Source organism: Paracoccus everestensis, assembly GCF_021491915.1.
Lineage (GTDB): Bacteria > Pseudomonadota > Alphaproteobacteria > Rhodobacterales > Rhodobacteraceae > Paracoccus > Paracoccus everestensis.
In genome coordinates this window covers 1190236-1211834 of sequence record NZ_CP090836.1, presented here as the reverse complement: position 1 = coordinate 1211834, position 21599 = coordinate 1190236, and the positions used below count along the sequence as shown (strand labels likewise).

Genomic DNA, 21599 nt, shown 5'->3' with positions numbered 1-21599 from the left:
CTATTTCCCGTCCAGCTCCGGCATCGGGACGGTCCCCGACCCGTCGCCCGGATTTTCGTTCAGGCGCATCACCAGGGCCTGCGTCATGTCGATGGCGTCCATGGACACAAAGACCGTGCGCCGGTCCAGAACCGCCACGGCGCCACGTTCCTGCATCATTTCGCCCATTTGGGGCAGCGCGGCGCGATAAAAGGCGGCACGATCAGCCTCGGCCCAGGCGTTCAGATCCTGGACAACCTGCGCACGCTGGCGGCGGACCTCGGTCGCACGGGTATCGAAAGCTTCGGCCAGCCTGCGGAACTCGGCCGGATCCAGGGTGCCGCGCTGTTCGGTCAAGGTCGCTTCCTCGGCGGAAAGCTGGGCTGCCAGACGCTCGTTTTCGGCCTCGATCTTGCCCCCTTCCTCGTCCAGAACACGCTGCGTGCGCTTGCCCCACTCGGACAAGGTAAACAGCAGATCCTGATCCACCGTCAGGATCGGCGAGCCTGCCACGGGTGCGGCGTCGTCGGGCGTCTGGATCGTGCGAGATGGCAGTTCCGGCGGAACCGGAACAACATCGCCCGGGGCCTGCTGCGCTTGGACCTGCCCCGGCAGGACCAGCGCGCAGACCGCAAGCCGCCGCAACAGCACCATCAGAACCGCGTCGAGATGGTCAGGTCGAAGTTCTGCTCCTCGTCATAGTCTTCCTGCTTGATCGCTTTCGAGAAGTTGAACCGCAACGGGCCGATGGGCGTGGTCCAGAACAGCGACGCGCCGATTGATGCGCGGATGTTCATCGAATCGTCGATTGTGACAGGCGGCTTTCCGTCAATTTCATAGCTGGTGTTATCCAGCCCCCAGATCGAGCCTACATCGGCAAACAGGCCGCCGGAAATGCCGTATTCTTCCGGAAGTCCCACAGGGAATTGTGCTTCGGTGCGGACCGCCCAGAAATAGTTGCCGCCCAGGCCGTCCTCGTTCTCGGCTGCAAGATCGCGGGGGCCAAGGCCGTTGGGTTCAAAGCCTCGGATTCGGGTGCCGTTGCGATAACGGTCCAGAATCCAGGTGGAATAGTCGCTATAGGAATAGATCGCGCCAACCTCGAACTCGGCGCGCAGGGTCACTTCTTCGCGCCAGGCGTTGCTTTCCACCCCGGCAAGCGCCGAGGTCGTCACGCTTTTCGTGTCCCCGCCAAGACCCGCAAAATCCTGCGAAAAACGCAGCTTGTAGCTGGTCAGCGGATCCAGCCCGGTGATGCGCGTGTCCCACAGATAGCTGTAGCCAAGCGCCGAGGTGACGCGCTGCCCTTCCTCGGCCTGGAGCAGTTCGGAACTGTCTTCCTCGACCCCGCCCAAGGTTTCCTTGGACAGGCGATAGCGCAGTTCCAGACGCCCATTCTCCGAGACCGGAAACTCGATGGACGGGCGAACCCCTACCGACCGGGTATTATAGTCCGAATTCAGGCTTTCGGTGACATTGTAATAGGTGTTGAAGCCAAACCGCAGGTCACGGCCCAGAAAATACGGCTCGATAAAGGTCAGGGACGAAGATTGGTCGCCATCGGCGGTCGAGATCGACAGGCCGACCGTCTGGCCCCGTCCCAGGAAATTGTTTTCCTGCAAGGACGCGTTCAGGCCTACGCCCGAGGCCACGCCATAGGACGCGCCAAAGGACAGCGACCCGGTCGGTTGTTCCTCGACGTTCACATCGACGATCACCTGTTCATCACTGCTGCCGGGGCGGCTTTCGACCTGCGCGTCGCTGAAATAGCCAAGCGCGCGAATGCGTTCGGCGGCATTGCGGATTTCGCGCGGGCTGAAGGGGTCGCCCTCGACCGTGTTGAACTGGCGGCGGATCACTTGGTCCAGCGTGGTCGTGTTGCCCTCGATGTCGATGCGTTCGACGAAGACGCGCGGGCCACGGGTGATGGCGAATGTCAGATCCAGCGTCTGGTTCTGCGGATTGCGCGTTACCCTGGGTTCGATGTTGACGAAGTTCAGACCTTGCTGGATCGCGATGGTCTCCATCCGCCGGATGGTGTTGTCGATGGCGGCGGGGTTGTACACATCGCCCCGACCCACCCGATTCTGCGCGGCAAAGGCCCCTGCATCGACGCCCGGTATCTCGGACACGGTGTTGACCTGGGCAAAGCGGTAACGCGGGCCTTCCTGAATGTTGAAGGTGATGTAGAAGGCGTCGCGTTCGCGCGCCAGTTCAGGCGCAACCGCCTGAACCCGGAAGTCGGCATAACCGCGCGAACGATAGAAATCGGTCAGCAGTTGTTCATCCAGCTGCAGCCGTTCCGGCGCGAACGTGTCGCGGCGGATAAAGGTGCGCAGGATGCCCGCCTGCTTGGTGTCCAGCACGTTGCGCAGACGGCGGTCGCTGAAGGCGCGGTTGCCGGTAAAGCCGATGCGCTCGATTTCAGTGACGTTGCCTTCGCGGACCTCGAAGACCAGATCGACACGGTTGTCGCTGCGGCGGATGATGCGCGGATCGACGCGGGCGGCCAGACGGCCCTGCGCGGCATAGGCCTGGGCGATGTTGTTGGCGTCCTGGATGGCCTGGCTGGGCTGATAAACCCGGCGGGACGCGCTTTGCACGATCTCGGCCAGTTGCTCGTCCTTGATGCGGCGGTTGCCCTCGAAGCTGATCTGGTTGATCGTCGGGTATTCGCTGACCCGGATCACCAGGACATTGCCCTGCGGCACGATCTCGACCGTTTCGAACAGGCCGGAATTTTGCAATCGCTGCAGGGCGTCGTTCAACTCCCCTGCCGAAACGTCCTGGCCGCGCGCAATATTGGCATAGGACAGCACGGTGGCCGGTTCGACCCGCGACGACCCTTCGATCCGCACGTCGTTGAAGACATAGGCCGCCGCTGCGCCGGGGATCAGCGCCGCCGGGGTCGCAATCGTCAAGGCCGTCACCAGGGCGACCGCGCCCCTGCCCAGTTTCCGTGTCATTGCTGCCCCTCTTGTCGTCAGCCTGCATTGGCGCTGCTTGCGGCGCCTTCTTTTGCGTCAAGCTTGTGCATCAAACCACCTGCCCTGTCAAAAGCGCATCGCGCCCTAGGGACAGAAAAGATCGTTGCTGAGGCCGAAAATCATCAGCGACAGCACCGCCGCCATGCCGATGGCGGTCAGCAGATTCAGCGCCTTGTCCGAGGGCGGGCGGCCTGTGACGGCTTCCCAGGCATAAAACATCAGATGCCCGCCATCCAGGACGGGGATCGGCAGCAGGTTCAGGAAACCGATGGCCGCCGACAGCACCGCGATCCACCACAGGAAATTGCCGCCCCCGGCGCTTGCCGCCTGCCCGGTGCTTTCCGCAATGCTGATCGCGCCGCCGAGGTTGCAACTGTCGATCTGCCCCGAGATCATCGCCCACATCCCCGACAAGGATGATGTGATGATCCCCCAGGTCTGAAGCGTGCCCAGCCACAGCGATTCCAGCGGCCCGGCGCTGCGGGTCGCAGGGGAAAAGAAGCTTTCGCCCCCCGTCACGCCGATCAGCCAGCGACGTTCATAGCCGCCCGCCTCGGCGGGCAGATCCTGCATCTTCGGGACCAGGGTATAGTCGGCGATGCCCGTGCCCGGACGCCAGACTTGCAGGACCAGGGGCTGCCCCTCGGCCGCCTCGACTGCCTGGCGCATCTGGGTAAATCGGCTGACGGGCTGGCTGTCTATGGCCAGGACCACGTCCCCCGCTTGCAATCCGGCATCAGCCGCCGCGCTGCGGGGGGCGACCCCGCTGATCCGGGCCGGCATCGGGTCGGGGCCGCGTACCGTGACCTCGGCTCCGTCGCGCAGGACGTGCCAATCCTGATGGCTGGCGACGGGCAGCGTTTCCGCGACGCGGCCGATGTCGCGCCACGTCTCGACGGGCTGGCCGCCCAGGGCAAGGATCCGGTCGCCCGGCTGCAGGTCGTTGACGGTGCCGGGCGGTGCCTCGGCAATCGTGCCGACCTGCGGCTCCTCGGTCGGCAGACCCTGGAACATGGCAAAGCCGCCAAAGATCAGGATCGACAGGACAAAGTTGAACACCGGCCCGGCCAGCAGGGTGGCAAACCGCGCCCACAGCGGCGCGCCGGTCAGCGTCTGCCGGCGCAGCGCCGGATCGACGGGCCGGCCCGTCCCCGCGCTAGCCGCATTGGCATCGCCCAGAAAACGGACATAGCCCCCCAGCGGGATCGCGGCCAACTGCCACAGCGTTCCCCGCCGGTCGCGGCGCGAAAGAAGCCGCGGGCCGAACCCGACCGAGAAGACCTCGGCCCGGATGCCGGACAGCCTGCCGATATAGTAATGGCCGAATTCATGCACGGTGACGATCACCGCAAGGGCCACGAAGAACGCCGCCAGCGTCCACAGCGTGCCGCCGAATTGCGGAATCAGGTCACTCATGCGGCGGCTTCCTTGCGTGCTTCGCAGTCCCAATGAAGGACGGTTTCCAAATCGCCGGGATCATCGCCGAAGCCATCCCGGCCGGACAGCCCCTGCAAGGTCATTTCCACGCGAGGTGCCATGGCCGTGAACCCGATCCGCCCGGCGATGAAATCGTCAAGCGCCTGTTCCTTGGCCGCGTTGAAGACCGCGCCCGCCATGCCGCCTGCCGCCATCACCTCGCGCGCGAGGCGAAGGGCGGGCCAGCGGGCCTCATCGGGGGGGCGGAAGGTCAGGCTTCCAAGTGCCGCCAGATCCAAGGCGGCAACCGGCAAGGGCGCGCGATGGGGCCAGTGCAGCGCATAGCCGATGGCGTGGCGCATATCGGGGGCGCCTAGATGCGCGATCGTGCCCCCGTCCACGTGGCTGACCATGGCATGGATGATGGATTCAGGGTGGACCAGAACGGTGATCTGGTCGGGTCGCAGGCCGAAGAATTCCTTTGCCTCGATGACTTCCATCGCCTTGTTGAACATGGATGCGCTGTCGATGGTGATCCGCTGTCCCATGGCCCAGTTGGGGTGGGTCGACGCCTCGGCCACGGTGGCCGCCGCCAGCCGTTCCAGCGGCCAGTCGCGAAAGGCACCGCCCGATGCGGTAATGGTCACATCCTTGACGGATTCCAGGTTATCTGCCCCAAGCGCCTGAAAAATGGCGGAATGTTCCGAATCGACCGGCAGGATGCGGGCGCCGCTGACCTTGGCAGCACCACGCAGCAACGGCCCGGCACAGACCAAGGATTCCTTGTTGGCAAGCGCCAGAATGCGCCCTTGCGCAAGTGCGGTCAGCCCCGGCGCCAGCCCCGCCGCGCCAACGATTGCCGACAGCACCCAATCAGCCGGGCGCGCTGCTGCCTCGACCATGGCCTGCGGCCCGGCTGCTGCCTGGACCGCGCTGCCCGCCAGGGCATCGCGCAGGTCGTCCAGCAGTTCCGGATGTGCGGTCACGGCTACCTCGGCCCGCAAATCCCGCGCCATCTGCGCCAGGCAGGGGATGTTGCGCCCGCCGGTCAGCGCGACCGTGTGATAGGCCTCTGGACCGCCCGCGCGACGGATCAGGTCCACGCCGTTCGCGCCCACGGACCCGGTGGCCCCGAAGATCGAAATCCGCCGCATCCGTCAGTTCACCGCCGGCAGCGCCGTCAACAACCCGATCAGCATCGTGGCCAGCACCGCCCCCGTCACCGCATCGAAGCGGTCCATGAAGCCACCATGGCCGGGGATCAGGTTGGAACTGTCCTTGACCCCGGCCCGCCGCTTGAGCCAGCTTTCGGCGATGTCGCCCATTTGCCCCGCAAGGCAGACGATGGGCGAACACCAGATCAATGAGACATCGCCGCGCCCCAGCCGCCACAGCAGCACGCCCAGCAAAAGTGCGCCGATCCACCCCGCTATGGTGCCCGACCATGTCTTCTTGGGGCTGAGCGACGGCCAGAACTTCGGCCCGCCGATCATCCGGCCAAAGAAATACCCCGCCGTGTCCGAGATGATCACGATCCCCATCAGCCACAGCACGAAGTTCAGCCCATAGGTTTCGCGGAACCCCACCAGCCCGTATGCCACCAGCATGATCGCCAGTCCGAAGATCGCATAGGTCCAGCGGTCCCGCGTCGCGGCACCTGGCAGGCCCGCGACCAACGGAAACAGCAGCGCCAGGATGGCGGCGGGATGGTCGAACATCTGCGCCACGAACTGCGACATGAAGGCAATGACGGCCAGGGCGAAAGGCCGCCAGGCGCCGAAGATACCGGGGTGCAGGCGCGGATGCCGCCATCCCGTCATGGCCGCCAGTTCCCAAAAGGTCACCGCGGAAATCAACGCCATCGCCAACCGCAGCCAGATCCCCGTTGCCACCGCCAGCATGATGCCGATGCCCAGCAGCACCAGCGTCGAGGCGACGCGGCGCGACAGGTCTGCCCATTTGCCCGGCGGGGGCTTCAGCGCGCTGATGCGCCGCGCCTTCATACGCCGCCAAAACGCCGGTCGCGCATCCCGAAGCGGTCCAGGATCTGCGCAAGGTGGTCGGGCGTGAAATCGGGCCACAGCGTGGGGGTGAACTCATATTCGGCATAAGCCGCCTGCCAGGGCAGGAAGTTCGAGGTCCGCGTCTCGCCCGAGGTACGGATCACAAGGTCGGGATCGGGATGGCCCGCCGTATCCAGGCAGGCGGCCAGGTCGGCCTCGACCGGATCGGCGATCTCGCCCCGGGCGATCTTCTGCGCCAGCCGGGCCGTGGCGCGGGTCAATTCGTCCCGCCCGCCGTAATTGATCGCCACCGTCAGGTTCAGGCGGCTGTTGCCTGCCGTCCGCGCCTCGATCGACGACATCAGGGCCTGCAACTTGTCGTCCAGCAGGTCCCGCCCGCCGATGAAACGCAGCCGAACGCCTTCAGCGGCCATGCCCTCGGCCTCATACTGGATATACCGGCGGAAGATCTTCATCAGGCCGAGGACTTCCTCGGTCGTCCGCTTCCAGTTTTCGGTCGAGAAGGCATAGATCGTCAACCAGTTCACCCCCAGGTCGGGACAGGCGCGGACGATCTGCTTGACGCGCTCGGCCCCCCGCCTGTGGCCGACAAGGCGGGGCCAGCCCCGGTCGGTGGCCCAACGGCCATTGCCGTCCATGATGATGGCGACGTGCCGGGGCCGCTGATCGACCCCGCCCGATATCAGCAGCGGTGCGGTTTCAGCGGCCATGGTCGTTCCTCAGACCTGCATGATTTCGGCTTGCTTGCCTTCAAGCGCCTGATCGACATTCGCGATCATCTTGTCGGTCAGCTCTTGCACGGCGGTTTCCCAGAACTTCTGGTCGTCCTCGGGCATACCGTTGGCCTTGCCCTTCTTGATCTGGTCCATGCCGTCGCGCCGCACGTTGCGGATCGCGACGCGGGCGCTTTCGGCATATTGGGCGGCGACCTTGGTCAGTTCGCGGCGGCGTTCCTCGTTCAGTTCGGGGATCGGCAGCATGATGATGGTGCCATTCAACTGTGGGTTGATCCCCAGGCCGGATTCACGGATGGCCTTTTCGACCTTGCCGACCATGCCCTTGTCCCAGACGTTGATTGTGACCATGCGCGGTTCGGGGACGTTGACGGTGCCCAGCTGGTTGATCGGCGTCATCTGGCCATAGGCGTCAACCTGCACGGGTTCCACCATGGATGCAGAGGCCCGGCCCGTGCGCAGGCTGGAAAATTCCTGGCGCAGGCTTTCCATCGCGCCTTTCATCCGCCGTTCCAGATCGTCGATGTCGATTTCGATATCCTCTGCCATGGGAACCGCCTTTGTATTGAATTTCGATTGCTTGTAACCACAGATGCAAACCTTGGCAAAGACTTTGCCCCGTGTTCGGGCAAGCCCTTGCCGGTCGGCATCGACCTGGAACGGTTCTAGTTGTGCACCCGCGTATAGGTGCCCCGCCCTTCCAGAATACCGCGGAAGCCGCCCGGTTCGTCCAGCGAAAAGACGATGATGGGCAAACGGTTGTCCCGGGCAAGCGCGATGGCGGATGCGTCCATCACGCCCAAATGCTTTTGCAGCACCTCGTCATAGCTGACATGGTCGTAACGCTTTGCGTCGCCGTGCTTTGCCGGATCCTTGTCGTAAACGCCATCGACCTTCGTGCCCTTGAAGATCGCCTCGCAGTTCATCTCGTTCGCGCGCAGGGTGGCGGCCGTATCGGTGGTGAAATACGGGTTTCCGGTTCCTGCCGCAAAGATCACGATGCGCTTTTTCTCCAGGTGCCTGATGGCGCGGCGGCGGATGTAGGGCTCGCACACCTCGTCCATTCGGATGGCGCTGATCACGCGGCAGTGCAGGCCCTTGGCTTCCAGCGCGGATTGCATCGCAAGCGCGTTCATCACAGTTGCCAGCATTCCCATATAGTCGGCGGTCGTGCGTTCCATCCCCTGGGCGCTGCCTTGCAACCCGCGGAAGATATTGCCGCCGCCGATCACCATGCAGACCTCGACCCCCATCGCCTGGACCGATTCGACCTCGTTGGCGATGCGCGCGACGGTCGGGGGGTGCAGGCCATAGCCCTGATCGCCCATCAGCGCCTCGCCCGAGATTTTCAGCATTACCCTGCCGTATTGCGCGGGCGCGCCGCCCCCATGATCGTTCATGTCGATTCCTTCGTGTCAGCGCCGGTAGCTTTCATCGCGGCGCAAAATGTCGCAAAAGGCGGGCTTGTTCAACCGCCCGAAAGCCGAACAGCCGTGATCCGCCCGGACCAGATCGACCCCATGCGCCATCTGCTGATCGCAGGCCCGACGGCCAGCGGCAAGTCCGCATTGGCCTTGGCGGTCGCGCAAGCGCAGGGCGGGCTGATCGTGAATGCCGACGCATTGCAGGTCTGGTCCTGCTGGAGGGTGCTGACCGCACGCCCCTCGGCCGATGAGGAGGCGGCTGCCCCCCATGCGCTGTATGGCCATGTCGAACCGGGCACACCCTATTCCGTGGGCGACTGGCTGCGCGACATCGCGGACCTGCTGGACCGCCGGCTGATCGTCGTGGGCGGCACGGGGCTGTATCTGACGGCACTGACGCAGGGTCTTGCCCCTGTCCCGCCAACTCCCGCCGCGATCCGGGCCGAGGGCGACGCGCGGTTGGCGGCGGAAGGCGGACTTGACCGGATGGTGGCCGACCTTGACCCGGCGACCCGCGCACGCATTGACACGCTGAACCCCGCCCGCGTCCAGCGTGCGTGGGAGGTTCTGACCGCGACCGGGCGGGGCCTTGCCGACTGGCAGGCCGACACTCCGCCGCCCCTCATCGCGCCTGCTGCTGCGCAACGCGTCCTGGTTACGGCGGACCGGGACTGGCTGGCCGACAGGATCGCACATCGCTTTCACCTGATGATGCAGCAGGGCGCGATGGATGAGGTTCGGGCCATGCTGCCCCGTTGGGATCCGGCACAACAATGGGCGCGGGCCATCGGGGCGCCGGATCTGGTCGCGTATCTGAGAGGAGAGATCGACCTGCCGTCTGCGGCGGAACGCGCCATCATCGCCACCCGGCAATATGCCAAAGCGCAGCGCATCTGGTTTCGGGGGCGGATGAAGGACTGGCAGGCATTTGCAGCAGGTCCAGACACACGCGCATAGAGTGATTTCACATCTTATGGTTGAGTGCCGCTTAGTTTTCGGCAATAATCCGCTTATCTGTTATTGTGTCAGGCGGGTTTCATGTCGGCGTTCGAACATTCCCGGTGGGATGGCTTTCCCTTTTCTCCCAGCCAGATTCGTGCTGGACAGAAGGGGCCGGACCGCGGCGCAAACGCCCCCTTCATCCCTGAGGCCCTGGTTCCTGTTGCCAATGATCCTGGGTCAGAGCCTGTCTTGCCCGCCCAGACCCCGGCTTCCATGCACCCCGCCCTGTGCCAAGACCGTCCCGTCAGGGGCCACCAGGCGCTGCGCCTTTTGCCCCTGCACGACTTCACCTGGGACCACGATGCCATGCCGCCCCAGCCGCGTACCTGTCTCGATCCCACGCTGATCGACCAGTTCCTGGCGCTTGCGGGGCAGCGGCTTGGATCGGACCGGACGGTGGCCGAACTGGCTGCCGAACTGCACAGCACCACAGGCGCGCTAGAGCGCGTTGCGTCTAATCGGTTTCATATCCGGCGGCTTTGAAGAAATTGTAGCATTCCTCATCGGTGAAAAGATCGCAGACCTGCCCAACGGCGTGCCAGAGAGCCTCGTAGGTTCGCGCGGCGGCTCTCCGGATCAGGGCCTTGAGCTTTGCGAAGGCCATCTCGATCGGGTTCAGATCCGGACTGTAGGGAGGCAAGAACAAGAACCACGCGCCAACGGCGCTCATAGTCGCCGCTGCCTTGGGACTCTTGTGCGATGACAGGTTATCCAGAATGATCACATCGCCGGGTCGCAGTGTCGGGGCCAGTTGGGTTTCGACATAGAGCTCGAACAGTTCGCGGTTCATGGCACCGTCGATCACCCAGGGCGCATCCAGCCGGTCATGGCGCAGGGCGGCGATGAAGGTCTGGGTGTTCCAGTGGCCGAAGGGCGCATGGTCGACAAGGCGCGCGCCTTTTGGAGACCATCCGGTGGTCTTGGCCATGTTCGTCTTCAGCGACGTCTCGTCGATGAAACCAAGGCGCGTCAACGCGCTGCGCATGAACGGTTGGCGTCGTGTGATCCAGATATGGCGTGCCTGCCGGATCTCAGGCCGCTTCTGCTCGAGGGCTTGCAGGTCTTTTTTTGTGTGTCAGCCCGAGACCGCGCAAAAACCGCCAAACCGAGACACGGTGAATGGCGATGCCGTGATGATCCGCAAGTTCGCCGACCAGGTCGTTCAGCGTCAGATCGGGCTTCGCCTTCATGCGCGCGGTGATCCAGTCCCCCACACCAACCAATTTGCCATGACCACCACCATGGCCTTGGGCACGCGGAGCTAACCCGCCCGTCTCGCGCTTCAGGATCACCATGTCGTTGACGAACTTCACCGAAACCCGGAACCGCGCAGCGGCTGAACGGTGCGAGTTCCCTTCCTCCACAAACGCCACAACGCGCTCTCGGAGCGCCATAGGATGCGGTCTGCCCATATCATCCCTCCACCTGTCATGCAGGCAGGGAATCACAGATCAAGCCACAGGGGTATCCTGAATCGGGAAAGCCGCAATACGCTCTAGACCAGGCTTGCATGGTGGCACGGGGCAAGCGGGCGGTGGAGGTGATCCACGATCTGAAACTGGAACGCGCGGCGGCTTTGCTGCGGGGCACCAACCGGCCCACGCTGCACATTGCCGCCGATCTGGGCTATTCCAGCCACGGACATTTCATCCGCGCCTTTGTCGCGGCGACGGGACGAACGCCGGACAGGTTCCGCGCTCAGTCCTGCTGAACGTCCTGCCCGTCGTCCTGTTGCCCCCTGCCGCGAAAGCCGGTGGCGATCACGAACTTCTCTGATGAATCGCTGCGGCTGGCGGGCGGTTTGACGTTCGCGACCTTGTCGAAGTTGCGCTTGAGCAAGGCCTGCATTTCGGTTTCCGCCCCGCCTGCCAAGACCTTGGCCACGAAAGTTCCACCAGGTTCAAGGATGTCGAATGCCAGGGCCGCCGCCGCCTCGACCAAGGCCACGATGCGCAGGTGGTCGGTGCCCTTGTGCCCCGATGACGATGCCGCCATGTCCGACATCACCACATCCGCGGGACCGCCCAGCCAGTCCTTGACCTTTGCATCCGCGCCATCTTCCAGGAAATCCAACTGGTAAATTTCGGCCCCGGCGATCGGATCGACCTCTTGCAGATCGACGCCCAGAACCTTTCCGACCGCCTTGCCGGATTTTTCGCCAAGCGCATTGACGCGGCTGACCGCCACCTGGCACCAGCCGCCGGGCGCGCAGCCCAGATCGACGACCCGTGCGCCCGGGACCAGGAAACGATACTTGTCGTCCAATTCGAGGATCTTGTAGGCCGCACGGCCCCGATATCCTTCGCGCTTGGCCCGGACCACATAGGGGTCGTTCAACTGCCGTTCCAGCCACAGCTTGCTGGACAGCTTGCGCCCCTTGGCGGTCTTGACCCGCACCCGCAAATCACGCGCGCCGCGACCGCTGGATTTCCCCTCGCGGCTGCCTGGTGCCTTTGTCATCATGCCACTCCGTTCAATCCATCGGCTGCCAGCACCCCATCGCGCACCATCTGGGCGTAAAGCAACCCCTCGCGCAGTCCACGGTCCGCCACCGACAGCTTGCTGGTGGGCCAGATCCGCATCAGGGTTTGCAGGATTGCCGCCCCTGACATGATCAGCGCATGGCGTTCGCGCCCGATGCGGGGATCGGCGCGGCGCCCGTCGGGACCAAGCTGAAGATAGGAATGGATCACCCGGTCGATCTGGCCGCTGGTCATTTCCAGCCCATCCACCTTGGTCCGGTCGTAGCGGCGCAACCCCAGGAAACTGGCCGCAACGGTCGTGACCGTGCCGGACGTGCCGATGATCTGAAAGCCTTCGTCCGGGGATCCGTCGGCATAGGGGGTGAAACCGGACAGCATCTCCTCGAAATACCAGCTCATCAGGGCGAACCGGCCCTGGTCGTCCTCGACATCGGCAAACTGGTCGCGCAGGGTCGCCACGCCCAAAGGCACGCTGATCCAGTCCACCACGCGCGCACCGCCGGGCTGCGGATTGCCGAAGCCGTCCGACAGCCGCATGATCGCGCGGGGGCGTTCCTTGGGTTCCACGTCCTCCAAGTCGATCCAGACCAGTTCCGTCGATCCGCCGCCGATATCGACGACCATCAGCGTCTCGGTCTTGTGGCTGACCAGCGGCGCGCAGGAAATCACCGCCAGCCGCGCTTCTTCCTCGGCCCCGATGGTTTCGATCTGCAGCCCGGTTTCGCGCCGGATCGTGCGCAAAAGATCGCGGCTGTTTCGCGCACGCCGGCAAGCCTCGGTCGCGACCAGGCGCATATTGCGCACGCGATGCTGTTCCAGCTTTCGCCGGCACACCTGCAATGCGTGAACCGTGCGCGCCATCGAGCTGCGGGACAGGCGTCCCGAAGCTTCCAGCCCCTGCCCAAGCTGCACCGGCTTGGAGAAGCTGTCGATGACCTGAAACTGACTGCCCTTCGGTCGGGCAATCAGCATCCGGCACGAGTTTGTACCGAGGTCGAGGGCAGCATAAAGCGCCCCCTCCTCGGGGTGTCGGGTGCCAGACGGCTCTACCGCAGTTTTCGGGAACGCGTCCGCACCCGCAGGACGCTTGGGCGTCATGACAACACGCCCTCCGATATCAAGTTGGATAAAACGTAACGCGCGCCCCCCGCACGATCAAGGGGCGGCGAAAGGACGATTGCTCCGGCTGGGTCAATCGGTTGATAAAGGCCGCAAGTTTGCACGCGGAATGCCATGACCCCCACCCTGCTGACCGGACCCATAGCCCCCCTGGCGGGGACATCCGCGACAAGCGCCATCGCCAAGGTTCCGGTGGCGGGTCGTCTGTGGCTGGGGGCCGGAGGGTTTGAGGGCGACGCGCAGGCCGACCGGCGCGTCCATGGCGGGCGGGAAAAAGCCGTGCATCACTATCCTTTCGACCATTACGCGGCGTGGCGTGCCGATCTGGGGGCGCTGCCCTTGCTGGACGCGCCGGGGGCGTTCGGCGAGAATATCTCGATCACCGGCATGACCGAGGACATGGTGGCCGTGGGCGATGTCTTTCGGCTGGGCGGCACCTTGATGCAGGTGTCCCAGGGACGCCAGCCCTGCTGGAAGCTGAACCACCGTTTCGGCGTCCCGGACATGGCGCGCCGGGTTCAGGATACGGGGCGGACGGGCTGGTATTATCGCGTGCTGGATCCCGGCATGGTCGCGCCGGGCGATGATCTGGTGCTGATCGACCGCCTTGCCCCGGAATGGACCCTGCACAGGCTGTGGCGGGCCATGTATGTGGACCGTCTGAACCGCACGGAACTGGAAACCATTGCTGCCCTGGATGTCTTGGCCGAGGGGTGGCGGCGCTATGCCCAGCGTCGCCTGGACAGCGGCCGGGTCGAGGACTGGCGTCCCCGGCTGGAGGGCAAGGCATGATGCCGCCATTGGTCATTTCCATCCAAAGCCAGGTGGTCTTCGGCCATGTTGGAAATTCCGCCGCCGTGTTCCCCATGCAGGCCGCGGGGCTGGAGGTCGCGGCGATCCCGACCGTGCTGTTTTCCAACCAACCGGCCTATCCCACCCTGCGCGGCGCGCCCCTGCCGCCCGACCTGTTCGCCGACCTGCTGCGGGGGGCATGGGAACGCGGGTTGCCGCAGCGCGCGGCATGGCTGATGACGGGCTATATCGGCTCGGTCGAGGTCGGGCATCTGGTCGCGGATTTCGTGGCGCGCGCCAAGGCGGCCAATCCCGATCTGCGCTACCTGTGCGACCCGGTGATGGGCGATCACGGGCCAGGGCTGTATGTGCCTGCCGAACTGGCACAGGTCATCCGCGACGGCTTGCTGCCGCTGGCCGATCTGACGACGCCCAATTCCTTTGAACTGGGCCACTTGGCCGGGCGCGCGATCAGCGGAATGGCGGATCTGCAAGCCGCTGCCGCCGGTCTGCACTTGGCGCCGGGGGCCACGCTGATCGCCACCGGCTGCATGCTGGACGACAGTCCCGCCGATCATCTGGAAAGCGTGATCCTTGGATCCGGCGGCATGACGCGCCATCCGACCCGCCGGCTGGCCGTGGCCCTTCCCGGCACCGGCGACCTGTTTGCGGGGCTGATCGTTGCGGGCCTGGGCAAGGGCCGCAGCCTGTCCCAGGCCGTCGATGTGGCGCAAGACCTGACCTCGGTTGCGCTTGCCCGTGCAGGCCTCATCGGCGCAAGCGAGGTGGTCTTGTCCGATCCCGATTTTCGTGCCGCCCTGCTGACCCTGTGACCCGGAGAAGATGATGGAGATTGGCAGCGACCTGCCCGACGCAACCGTGGACCGCATCCGCGACAGCTTTGCCCGGCAAGGACTGATGTCCCTGCTGGGCGCGAAATTGGAGGAGGTGAAGGCGGGCGTGGTGACGATCCGCCTGCCCTTCCGCCCTGAGTTGACCCAGCAGCACGGCTATTTCCACGCGGGCGGCACGGCGTCCATCGCGGATTCGGCGGGTGGATATGCGGGTTTCACGCTGTTTCCCGACGACAGTTCCGTCCTGACGGTGGAGTTCAAGCTGAACCTGATCAACCCCGCGCGGGGCGAATACCTTGAAGCGGTAGGCCGCGTCGTCAAGCCGGGCCGGACGCTGACGATCTGCCAGCTTGATGTCTGGGGAATCACCCCGGAACGGAAAATCCATGTCGCGACCGGACTTCAGACACTGATCTGCGTGCAGGGCAGGCCCGCCTGACCCTGCCGTGACAATCGCGGCCTGTTTGCGTAAACACCTGCGATATGCGGATTTGCGAAAGGATGCGGCATGGCGCAGGCTCGGATCGGACTGATCGGCTTGGGGACGATGGGCGCGGCATTGGCGCTCAACATCGCCGAGAAGGGGTTCCCCATCGCCGTCTGGAACCGCACGGCCGGTGTGGCGCGCAGCTTTGCCGCCGATGCCGGCGATCTGATCAGCCGGATCCTGCCCGCCGAATCGCTGGCCGATCTGGTGGCGGCAATCACCCCGCCCCGCGCCATCATCCTGATGGTGCCCGCCGGTCAGCCCGTGGACGAGCAGCTTGGGGCGCTTGCGCCCCTGCTGGATGTGGATGATCTGGTCATCGACGCGGGCAATGCCGATTTCCACGACACCAACCGCCGCAATGCCGCCGGCCTGCCCTTCCGCTTCCTTGGCATGGGCGTCTCGGGCGGAGAGGACGGCGCGCGCCATGGTCCCGCCATCATGGGCGGGGGCGATGCCGCCGACTGGGCGCGCGTGGCCGATGTGATGACCGCCATCGCCGCACGGGCCGAGGACGGCACCCCCTGCGCCGCGCGCATGGGCGATGCAGGCGCGGGGCATTTCGTGAAGATGGTCCATAACGGCATCGAATATGCCGATATGCAGATGATCGCCGAGGTTTACGGCCTGATGCGCGATGGCATGAACATGGACGCCGCCGCGATCAGCGGGGCCTTTGCCAATTGGAACAATGGGCTGCTTAAATCCTATCTGATCGAAATCTCGGCCAAGGTCACGGCTGCCGCCGATCCCCATACCGGTCGCCCGATGGTGGACATGATCCTGGACCGCGCAGGTCAAAAGGGCACCGGCCGGTGGACCGCGATCGAGGCGCAGCACCTTTCTGCCCCCATTCCCGTGATCGAGGCTGCCGTGATGGCGCGCAACCTGTCCGCTCGGCTTGAGGAACGGCTGGCGGGTCAGGCGCTGTTCGGACCTGCGCCCCAGCACTGCGACCTGCCGCCCGATGGCCTGGAACAGGCGCTGATTGCGGGCAAGATCCTGTGCTATGCCCAAGGCTTCGCAATGATCTCGGCCGCCTCCGGCCGATTTGGCTGGATGCTCGATCTGCCCGAACTCGCACGGGTCTGGCGGGCGGGCTGCATCATCAGGTCGGCCATGCTGAACGACATGGCCGCCGCCTTGGCCCAGGATCCCGCACGCAACCTGATCATGGCGCCCTTCTTTGCGGGGTTGATCGACACCGCCATGCCCGCCCTGCGCCAGGTCGTGTCCCAAGCCGCCGCATCGGGCCATGCCCTGCCCGCGCTGGCGTCCGGCTTGATGTGGTTCGACCTGATGCGCACGGGGCGCGGCACCGCCAACCTGATCCAGGCGCAACGCGATTTCTTTGGCGCGCACGGGTTTCAGCGGATCGACGGGCTGGACGACCCACATGGCCCTTGGAACCGTCAGTCATAAGAGAAAAAGGGTGGGGAGGACCGGATGCCCTCCCCCTTTCTGGCAATTAGCGTTCGCGAGTTTCGCCCGTCGCGGGATCCACGCGGATATCGACCTCGCGATTGTCGGTGGTTTGATATTCCACCTCCCAATAGCCATCGTCTTCCCAGGAAATTTCGGAAATATGGCCCAGATCGCTCAGGTCTGTTTCCAGCTTGGCTACGACCTGCGACAAGGGCATCGACCCTGCAGGAGGGGTTTGCTGCGCCATCAGAGCCGAAGGGGCCGCGATCAGTCCCGCCAGGGCAATCATGCGAATCGTCATGGGTCATCTCCTTGGTTTGGACCGGACGAACGGCCCGCGACGCGGGAGGTTCCAAGGGCTTGCGGGCGGGATGGCGCGCCCCTATATTGTCCTTGTCCGGTGCAAGCCGGGCTATGGACATAAACGCGCATGTAATAAGCGGATCGGACCCGGGGGCGGTACCCGGCGACTCCACCAGATCACCCTCGTTGGGGGACAAGGGGGTCGAAACAGGATCGACGAACGTCTAAAGATGTTTGCTTTGTCTCGGTGAGCTACCACCGTTATCGGTGCGAAATGTACAGTTGCCAACGACAACCGTGCTCCGGTTGCTCTGGCTGCGTAAGCAGTTCGAGTGATCGAAACCTAAGCCCTTGCGCCTAGCAGCGTAAGGCGGGGCCCGCAGGAGCCTGGCAACAGAATCCTGCACTTTCATCCCCTTATGCTTTCGGCTTTCCGGCGCGTTGTATGCCCCGGATCGGGCTGGGCCGGTTTCTTGCCCAAGCGTCCGCCGCCCCCCTTTTCATCGTCGGTCATATGCCTATGCTGGCCGAAATTCGAAGGGGACGGGCATGGCGCGATCGGGAATCGACTATGGCGGGATGATGCATCGCGCGATGCAGGGGCTGATCGCGGATGTGCTGGAACGCGTGGCGGAACACGGTCTGCCCGGCGAGCATCATTTTTTCATCACCTTCGACACGCGCGACGAGGGGGTCGAAATGGCCGACTGGCTGCGAGAGCGTTACCCCGAGGAAATGACCATCGTCATCCAGCACTGGTTCGACAACCTGACCGTCGATGACGAAGGCTTTACCGTCACCCTGAACTTCGGCAATTCGCCCGAACCGATGCGCATCCCCTTTGACGCATTGCGCACCTTCGTGGACCCTTCCGTGGAATTCGGCCTGCGTTTCGAGACGCAGGAGTCCGAAGACGAGGATGAAGACGAAGACAGCAATGAGGACGGCGACGACAACCCTGACGGTGCGCCCAATGGCGGTGGCGAGGTCGTGCAGCTGGACCGGTGGCGGAAGTAGGGGCCGCCGCTTCCCGGCTGGAATGATCCAGCGCGTTGTCATTGTCAGGAACCAAGGCGTTTCGAACTGGAAGTTAACGGAATATTTCTACCGTTCGAAAATCCACCGCGTGCGAACTCTGAATAGAGAGCTACACCCTCAATGTCTTCTATGCGCTTAAGGGTGTAAGTGCGGCACTTTCGCGCCGCATCCGTCAAATCGGATGCAGCAATACAAGCGTTGAAAGCGCCGCTCCTGCCTTACACCATCATCTCCTTCGTTGCCGTCAACCGCAGTTCCGGGTGATCGCGCGCCACGCGGTCGATGTCCCATTGCAGCCGGGTCAGATAAACCATGTCGCCGTCGTGGTCCTGGGCGATATGGCCCTTGTTGTTGTTCACGAAAGCCTCGACCTTGTCGCGCGGGCCTGCGACCCACCGGGCGGATGTGAACTGCGACCCTTCGAAGCGGACCGGGATGCCGTATTCGATCTCGATCCGGCTGGCCAGAACCTCGAACTGCAGGGCGCCCACGACGCCGACGATAAAGCCCGAGCCGATCATCGGCTTGAAGACCTTGGCCGCGCCTTCCTCGGCGAATTGCATCAGCGCCTTTTCCAGGTGCTTGGCCTTCATCGGATCGGTGGCGCGCACCGATTGCAGCAGTTCGGGCGCGAAGGACGGGATGCCGGTAAAGCGCAGCCCCTCGCCTTCCGTCAGCGCGTCGCCGATACGAAGCTGGCCGTGGTTCGGGATGCCGATGATGTCGCCCGCCCAGGCTTCCTCGGCCAGTTCGCGGTCGGCGGCCAGGAACAGCACCGGGTTGGTCACCGCCATCGGTTTTTTCGACCGCACATGGGTCAGCTTCATGCCGCGTTCGAAATGACCCGATGCCAGGCGCACGAAGGCCACCCGGTCCCGGTGCTTGGGATCCATGTTGGCCTGCACCTTGAAGACAAAGCCGGTGACCGACTTTTCCTCGGGCGAGATCTTGCGGTCGGCGCTGTTCTGGGGCTGCGGCTGAGGGCCGAATTCCCCGATGCCGACCATCAACTCCTTCACGCCGAAGCTGTTGATCGCGCTGCCGAACCAGATCGGCGTCATGTGCCCTTCCAGGAAGGACTTGCGGTCGAAGGCGGGCAGCAGCTCGCGCGCCATCTCGACTTCCTCGCGAAGCTTCGCAAGCTGATCCGCAGGGATATGCTCGGCCAGCTTTGGATCGTCCAACCCGCTGATCTTGATCGAGTCGGCGACGCGGTTGCGGTCGGCGCGATCCATCAGCTCCAGCCGGTCATGCAGCAGGTCATAGCAACCCAGGAAATCGCGGCCCGACCCGATGGGCCAGCTTGCAGGCGCCACGTCGATGGCCAGGTTTTCCTGGATCTCGTCGATGATCTCGAAGGTGTCGCGGCTTTCGCGGTCCATCTTGTTGCAGAAGGTCAGGATCGGCAGGTCGCGCATTCGGCAGACCTCGAACAGCTTGCGGGTCTGCGATTCGACGCCCTTGGCCCCGTCGATGACCATGATCGCCGCGTCCACGGCGGTCAGGGTGCGATAGGTATCCTCGGAAAAGTCGCTGTGGCCCGGCGTGTCGACCAGGTTGAAGCGATAGCGGTCGAAATCGAAGGACATCGCGGACGCGCTGACCGAGATGCCCCGGTCCTGCTCCATCTTCATGAAGTCCGACCGCGTGCGCCGCGCCTCGCCCTTGGCGCGCACCTGCCCGGCCATCTGGATCGCCCCGCCGAACAGCAGAAACTTTTCGGTCAGCGTGGTCTTGCCGGCATCCGGGTGCGCGATGATCGCAAAGGTGCGGCGGCGGGCGATTTCGGGGGGAAGATCGGGGCGGTTTGTCATGGGCGGCCTGTAGCCTGCGAAACCGAAATGCGCAATCGCCAAGGGCTTTGCGACATGGTTGCGGGCATTCTGGAAAATGGTGCTGTGAGAGAGGATTGAACTCTCGACCTCACCCTTACCAAGGGTGTGCTCTACCACTGAGCTACCACAGCATCGTGGAGGGGCGTTTAGACAATGCCGCCGCCCCGCGCAAGGGGGATCGACGAAAAATCCGCGCCCGCCTGCGTTGTCGCCCGCATGGGCTTTGCTGGACTGTTGCTGCTTCCGGCGATAACAGGTTTCGGATGAGCGACCGCCCGGACGACAAAAAGAAGCAAGACAACCGCGAGGAAAGGCTGCGCGCCGCCTTGCGGGCCAACCTGCAACGGCGCAAGGCGCAAGCGCGCGCCCGTGCCACGCAGGACGGCGACGGGCAACAGGACAGTGACACAGGCAAGGACGACGAATAAATGGACCAGATCATTGTTCGCGGGAACGGCCCGCTTCAGGGGGAAATTCCCATTGCCGGGGCCAAGAACGCTTGCCTGACCCTGATGCCCGCGACGCTGCTGACCGATCAGCCTTTGACGCTGACCAATGCGCCGCGCCTTTCCGACATCCGCACCATGACCGCGCTGCTGCAATCCCTGGGGGCCGAAGTTGCCAGCCTGCAGGATGGTCAGGTTCTGGCGCTGTCCAGCCATGCCCTGACCAGCCATCGGGCGGATTACGACATCGTGCGCAAGATGCGCGCCTCCATCCTGGTGCTGGGACCGATGCTGGCCCGCGACGGCCGGGCCGAGGTGTCGTTGCCGGGCGGCTGCGCCATTGGCGCGCGACCGGTGGATCTGCATCTGAAGGCGTTCGAGGTTATGGGCGCGGAACTGGACCTGCGCGACGGTTATGTCCATGCCAAGGCGCCTGCGGGCGGGTTGCGGGGGGCCGTGGTGGATTTCCCCATCGTTTCGGTCGGGGCCACGGAAAATGCCCTGATGGCGGCGACACTGGCACGCGGCACCACGGTCCTGAAGAACGCCGCCCGCGAACCCGAGATTGTCGATCTGGCCCGCTGCCTGCGCGCCATGGGCGCCCAGATCGAGGGCGAGGGCACCAGCACCATCACCATCCAGGGCGTCGATGCCCTGCACGGCGCGACCCATCCCGTCGTCACCGACCGGATCGAGCTTGGGACCTATATGCTGGCGCCAGCCATCTGCGGGGGCGAGGTCGAATGCCTGGGTGGCCGGATCGAACTGCTTTCTGCCTTTTGCGAAAAGCTGGACGAGGCGGGGATCAGCGTCACGGAGACCGCCCGCGGACTCAAAGTCAGCCGCAGGAACGGCATCCGCGCTGTCAACGTCACGACCGAACCCTTTCCCGGCTTCCCCACCGATCTACAAGCCCAGTTCATGGCCCTGATGTGCGTGGCCGAGGGCACCAGCGTGCTGGAGGAGACGATCTTCGAGAACCGTTTCATGCACGCCCCCGAATTGACCCGCATGGGTGCGCGGATCGAGGTTCATGGCGGGCACGCCACCGTGAGCGGCGTAGACAGCCTGCGCGGCGCGCCCGTGATGGCAACCGACCTGCGTGCATCCGTCAGCCTGATCCTTGCGGGGCTTGCCGCCGAAGGCCAGACCACCGTCAGCCGGGTTTATCATCTGGATCGGGGCTATGAACACGTCGTGCGCAAGTTGCGCGGCGTTGGCGCCCAGATCGAACGCGTGAAAGAGGAGTAA

Annotated in this window: 23 protein-coding genes, 1 tRNA gene and 1 other RNA gene; 11 read left to right on the top strand and 14 right to left on the bottom strand. The window is 64.4% G+C overall.

Features of this window, described 5'->3' with window-relative positions; all coding sequences use genetic code 11:
- From LZ585_RS06030 to pyrH, 8 genes are all read right to left on the bottom strand, one after another.
- Positions 1-633 (bottom strand): OmpH family outer membrane protein, encoded by a 633-nt coding sequence (locus LZ585_RS06030; protein WP_234855504.1) that lies wholly within the window; start codon positions 631-633, stop codon positions 1-3.
- The gene (bamA, locus tag LZ585_RS06025) at positions 633-2945 is read right to left on the bottom strand and encodes an outer membrane protein assembly factor BamA (RefSeq protein WP_234855503.1); all 2313 of its coding nucleotides are present in this window, start codon (positions 2943-2945) and stop codon (positions 633-635) included. The genes LZ585_RS06030 and bamA overlap by 1 nt, the downstream gene beginning before the upstream one ends.
- Positions 2946-3050: 105 nt before the next feature.
- Positions 3051-4382, bottom strand: coding sequence for an RIP metalloprotease RseP (gene rseP / locus LZ585_RS06020; protein ID WP_234855502.1), 1332 nt, complete (start codon positions 4380-4382; stop codon positions 3051-3053).
- On the bottom strand, positions 4379-5536 hold the full coding sequence (gene dxr, locus LZ585_RS06015) for a 1-deoxy-D-xylulose-5-phosphate reductoisomerase (protein ID WP_234855501.1): 1158 nt from the start codon (positions 5534-5536) through the stop codon (positions 4379-4381). Before dxr ends, rseP begins: the two co-directional genes overlap by 4 nt.
- Before the next feature lie 3 nt (positions 5537-5539).
- Positions 5540-6385: a phosphatidate cytidylyltransferase gene (locus LZ585_RS06010; RefSeq protein WP_234855500.1), complete on the bottom strand. Its 846-nt coding sequence runs from the start codon at positions 6383-6385 to the stop codon at positions 5540-5542.
- Positions 6382-7116, bottom strand: a complete 735-nt coding sequence (gene uppS / locus LZ585_RS06005) for a polyprenyl diphosphate synthase (RefSeq protein ID WP_234855499.1) — start codon at positions 7114-7116, stop codon at positions 6382-6384. Before uppS ends, LZ585_RS06010 begins: the two co-directional genes overlap by 4 nt.
- A gap of 9 nt (positions 7117-7125) precedes the next feature.
- Positions 7126-7689, bottom strand: a complete 564-nt coding sequence (gene frr, locus LZ585_RS06000; RefSeq protein WP_234855498.1) for a ribosome recycling factor — start codon at positions 7687-7689, stop codon at positions 7126-7128.
- 116 nt (positions 7690-7805) lie between these two features.
- Positions 7806-8540 carry a UMP kinase gene (gene pyrH, locus LZ585_RS05995; RefSeq protein WP_234855497.1) on the bottom strand — a complete coding sequence of 245 codons (735 nt, stop codon included), beginning with the start codon at positions 8538-8540 and terminating at the stop codon, positions 7806-7808.
- 120 nt (positions 8541-8660) lie between these two features.
- Between pyrH and miaA the strand changes: the two genes are divergently transcribed.
- Both miaA and LZ585_RS05985 read left to right on the top strand, forming a co-directional pair.
- Positions 8661-9521, top strand: coding sequence for a tRNA (adenosine(37)-N6)-dimethylallyltransferase MiaA (gene miaA, locus LZ585_RS05990; protein ID WP_234855769.1), 861 nt, complete (start codon positions 8661-8663; stop codon positions 9519-9521).
- A gap of 258 nt (positions 9522-9779) precedes the next feature.
- Positions 9780-10049 carry a hypothetical protein gene (locus LZ585_RS05985; protein ID WP_234855496.1) on the top strand — a complete coding sequence of 90 codons (270 nt, stop codon included), beginning with the start codon at positions 9780-9782 and terminating at the stop codon, positions 10047-10049.
- Here the strand turns inward: LZ585_RS05985 and LZ585_RS05980 are convergent.
- Positions 10021-10978 (bottom strand): IS630 family transposase gene (locus LZ585_RS05980; RefSeq protein ID WP_139086627.1). Its coding sequence is split into 2 segments (ribosomal slippage): positions 10021-10635 and positions 10637-10978, totalling 957 coding nucleotides; the frame shifts between segments, so codons are not numbered across the junction. The genes LZ585_RS05985 and LZ585_RS05980 overlap by 29 nt on opposite strands.
- A gap of 38 nt (positions 10979-11016) precedes the next feature.
- Here LZ585_RS05980 and LZ585_RS05975 point away from each other — a divergent pair.
- Positions 11017-11277, top strand: a complete 261-nt coding sequence (locus LZ585_RS05975; protein WP_256445663.1) for a helix-turn-helix domain-containing protein — start codon at positions 11017-11019, stop codon at positions 11275-11277.
- Here the strand turns inward: LZ585_RS05975 and LZ585_RS05970 are convergent.
- Together LZ585_RS05970 and LZ585_RS05965 are read right to left on the bottom strand one after the other, a co-directional pair.
- Positions 11265-12026, bottom strand: a complete 762-nt coding sequence (locus LZ585_RS05970) for an RlmE family RNA methyltransferase (protein ID WP_234855768.1) — start codon at positions 12024-12026, stop codon at positions 11265-11267. The two genes, LZ585_RS05975 and LZ585_RS05970, sit on opposite strands and share 13 nt — an antisense overlap.
- A complete protein-coding gene (locus LZ585_RS05965; protein ID WP_234855494.1) occupies positions 12026-13147 on the bottom strand; it encodes a Ppx/GppA phosphatase family protein in 1122 nt (373 codons plus the stop codon). The genes LZ585_RS05970 and LZ585_RS05965 overlap by 1 nt, the downstream gene beginning before the upstream one ends.
- Positions 13148-13282: 135 nt before the next feature.
- Between LZ585_RS05965 and LZ585_RS05960 the strand changes: the two genes are divergently transcribed.
- The 4 genes from LZ585_RS05960 to gndA all read left to right on the top strand — a co-directional run bounded on the left by LZ585_RS05960 (position 13283) and on the right by gndA (position 16723).
- Positions 13283-13960 (top strand): MOSC domain-containing protein, encoded by a 678-nt coding sequence (locus LZ585_RS05960; RefSeq protein WP_234855493.1) that lies wholly within the window; start codon positions 13283-13285, stop codon positions 13958-13960.
- Positions 13957-14793, top strand: a complete 837-nt coding sequence (gene pdxY / locus LZ585_RS05955; protein WP_234855492.1) for a pyridoxal kinase — start codon at positions 13957-13959, stop codon at positions 14791-14793. Before LZ585_RS05960 ends, pdxY begins: the two co-directional genes overlap by 4 nt.
- A 10-nt stretch (positions 14794-14803) precedes the next feature.
- Positions 14804-15253 carry a PaaI family thioesterase gene (locus LZ585_RS05950; protein WP_315857645.1) on the top strand — a complete coding sequence of 150 codons (450 nt, stop codon included), beginning with the start codon at positions 14804-14806 and terminating at the stop codon, positions 15251-15253.
- Positions 15254-15322: 69 nt separating this feature from the next.
- The gene (gndA, locus tag LZ585_RS05945; protein WP_234855491.1) at positions 15323-16723 is read left to right on the top strand and encodes an NADP-dependent phosphogluconate dehydrogenase; all 1401 of its coding nucleotides are present in this window, start codon (positions 15323-15325) and stop codon (positions 16721-16723) included.
- 46 nt (positions 16724-16769) lie between these two features.
- Here gndA and LZ585_RS05940 read toward each other — a convergent pair whose 3' ends face one another.
- Positions 16770-17027 (bottom strand): PepSY domain-containing protein, encoded by a 258-nt coding sequence (locus LZ585_RS05940; RefSeq protein WP_234855490.1) that lies wholly within the window; start codon positions 17025-17027, stop codon positions 16770-16772.
- A gap of 55 nt (positions 17028-17082) precedes the next feature.
- Between LZ585_RS05940 and ssrA the strand changes: the two genes are divergently transcribed.
- Together ssrA and LZ585_RS05930 are read left to right on the top strand one after the other, a co-directional pair.
- Positions 17083-17437: a transfer-messenger RNA gene (ssrA, locus tag LZ585_RS05935) on the top strand.
- Between the two features lie 141 nt (positions 17438-17578).
- Positions 17579-18046 carry an SspB family protein gene (locus tag LZ585_RS05930; protein WP_234855489.1) on the top strand — a complete coding sequence of 156 codons (468 nt, stop codon included), beginning with the start codon at positions 17579-17581 and terminating at the stop codon, positions 18044-18046.
- Positions 18047-18285: 239 nt separating this feature from the next.
- Here the strand turns inward: LZ585_RS05930 and LZ585_RS05925 are convergent, their stop codons facing one another.
- Positions 18286-19881 carry a peptide chain release factor 3 gene (locus LZ585_RS05925; protein ID WP_234855488.1) on the bottom strand — a complete coding sequence of 532 codons (1596 nt, stop codon included), beginning with the start codon at positions 19879-19881 and terminating at the stop codon, positions 18286-18288.
- Between the two features lie 77 nt (positions 19882-19958).
- Positions 19959-20033 (bottom strand) — tRNA-Thr (locus LZ585_RS05920).
- A gap of 132 nt (positions 20034-20165) precedes the next feature.
- Here LZ585_RS05920 and LZ585_RS05915 point away from each other — a divergent pair.
- Together LZ585_RS05915 and murA are read left to right on the top strand one after the other, a co-directional pair.
- Complete coding sequence (locus LZ585_RS05915) at positions 20166-20330, top strand: hypothetical protein (RefSeq protein ID WP_234855487.1); 165 nt, start codon at positions 20166-20168, stop codon at positions 20328-20330.
- A complete protein-coding gene (murA, locus tag LZ585_RS05910; protein WP_234855486.1) occupies positions 20331-21599 on the top strand; it encodes a UDP-N-acetylglucosamine 1-carboxyvinyltransferase in 1269 nt (422 codons plus the stop codon).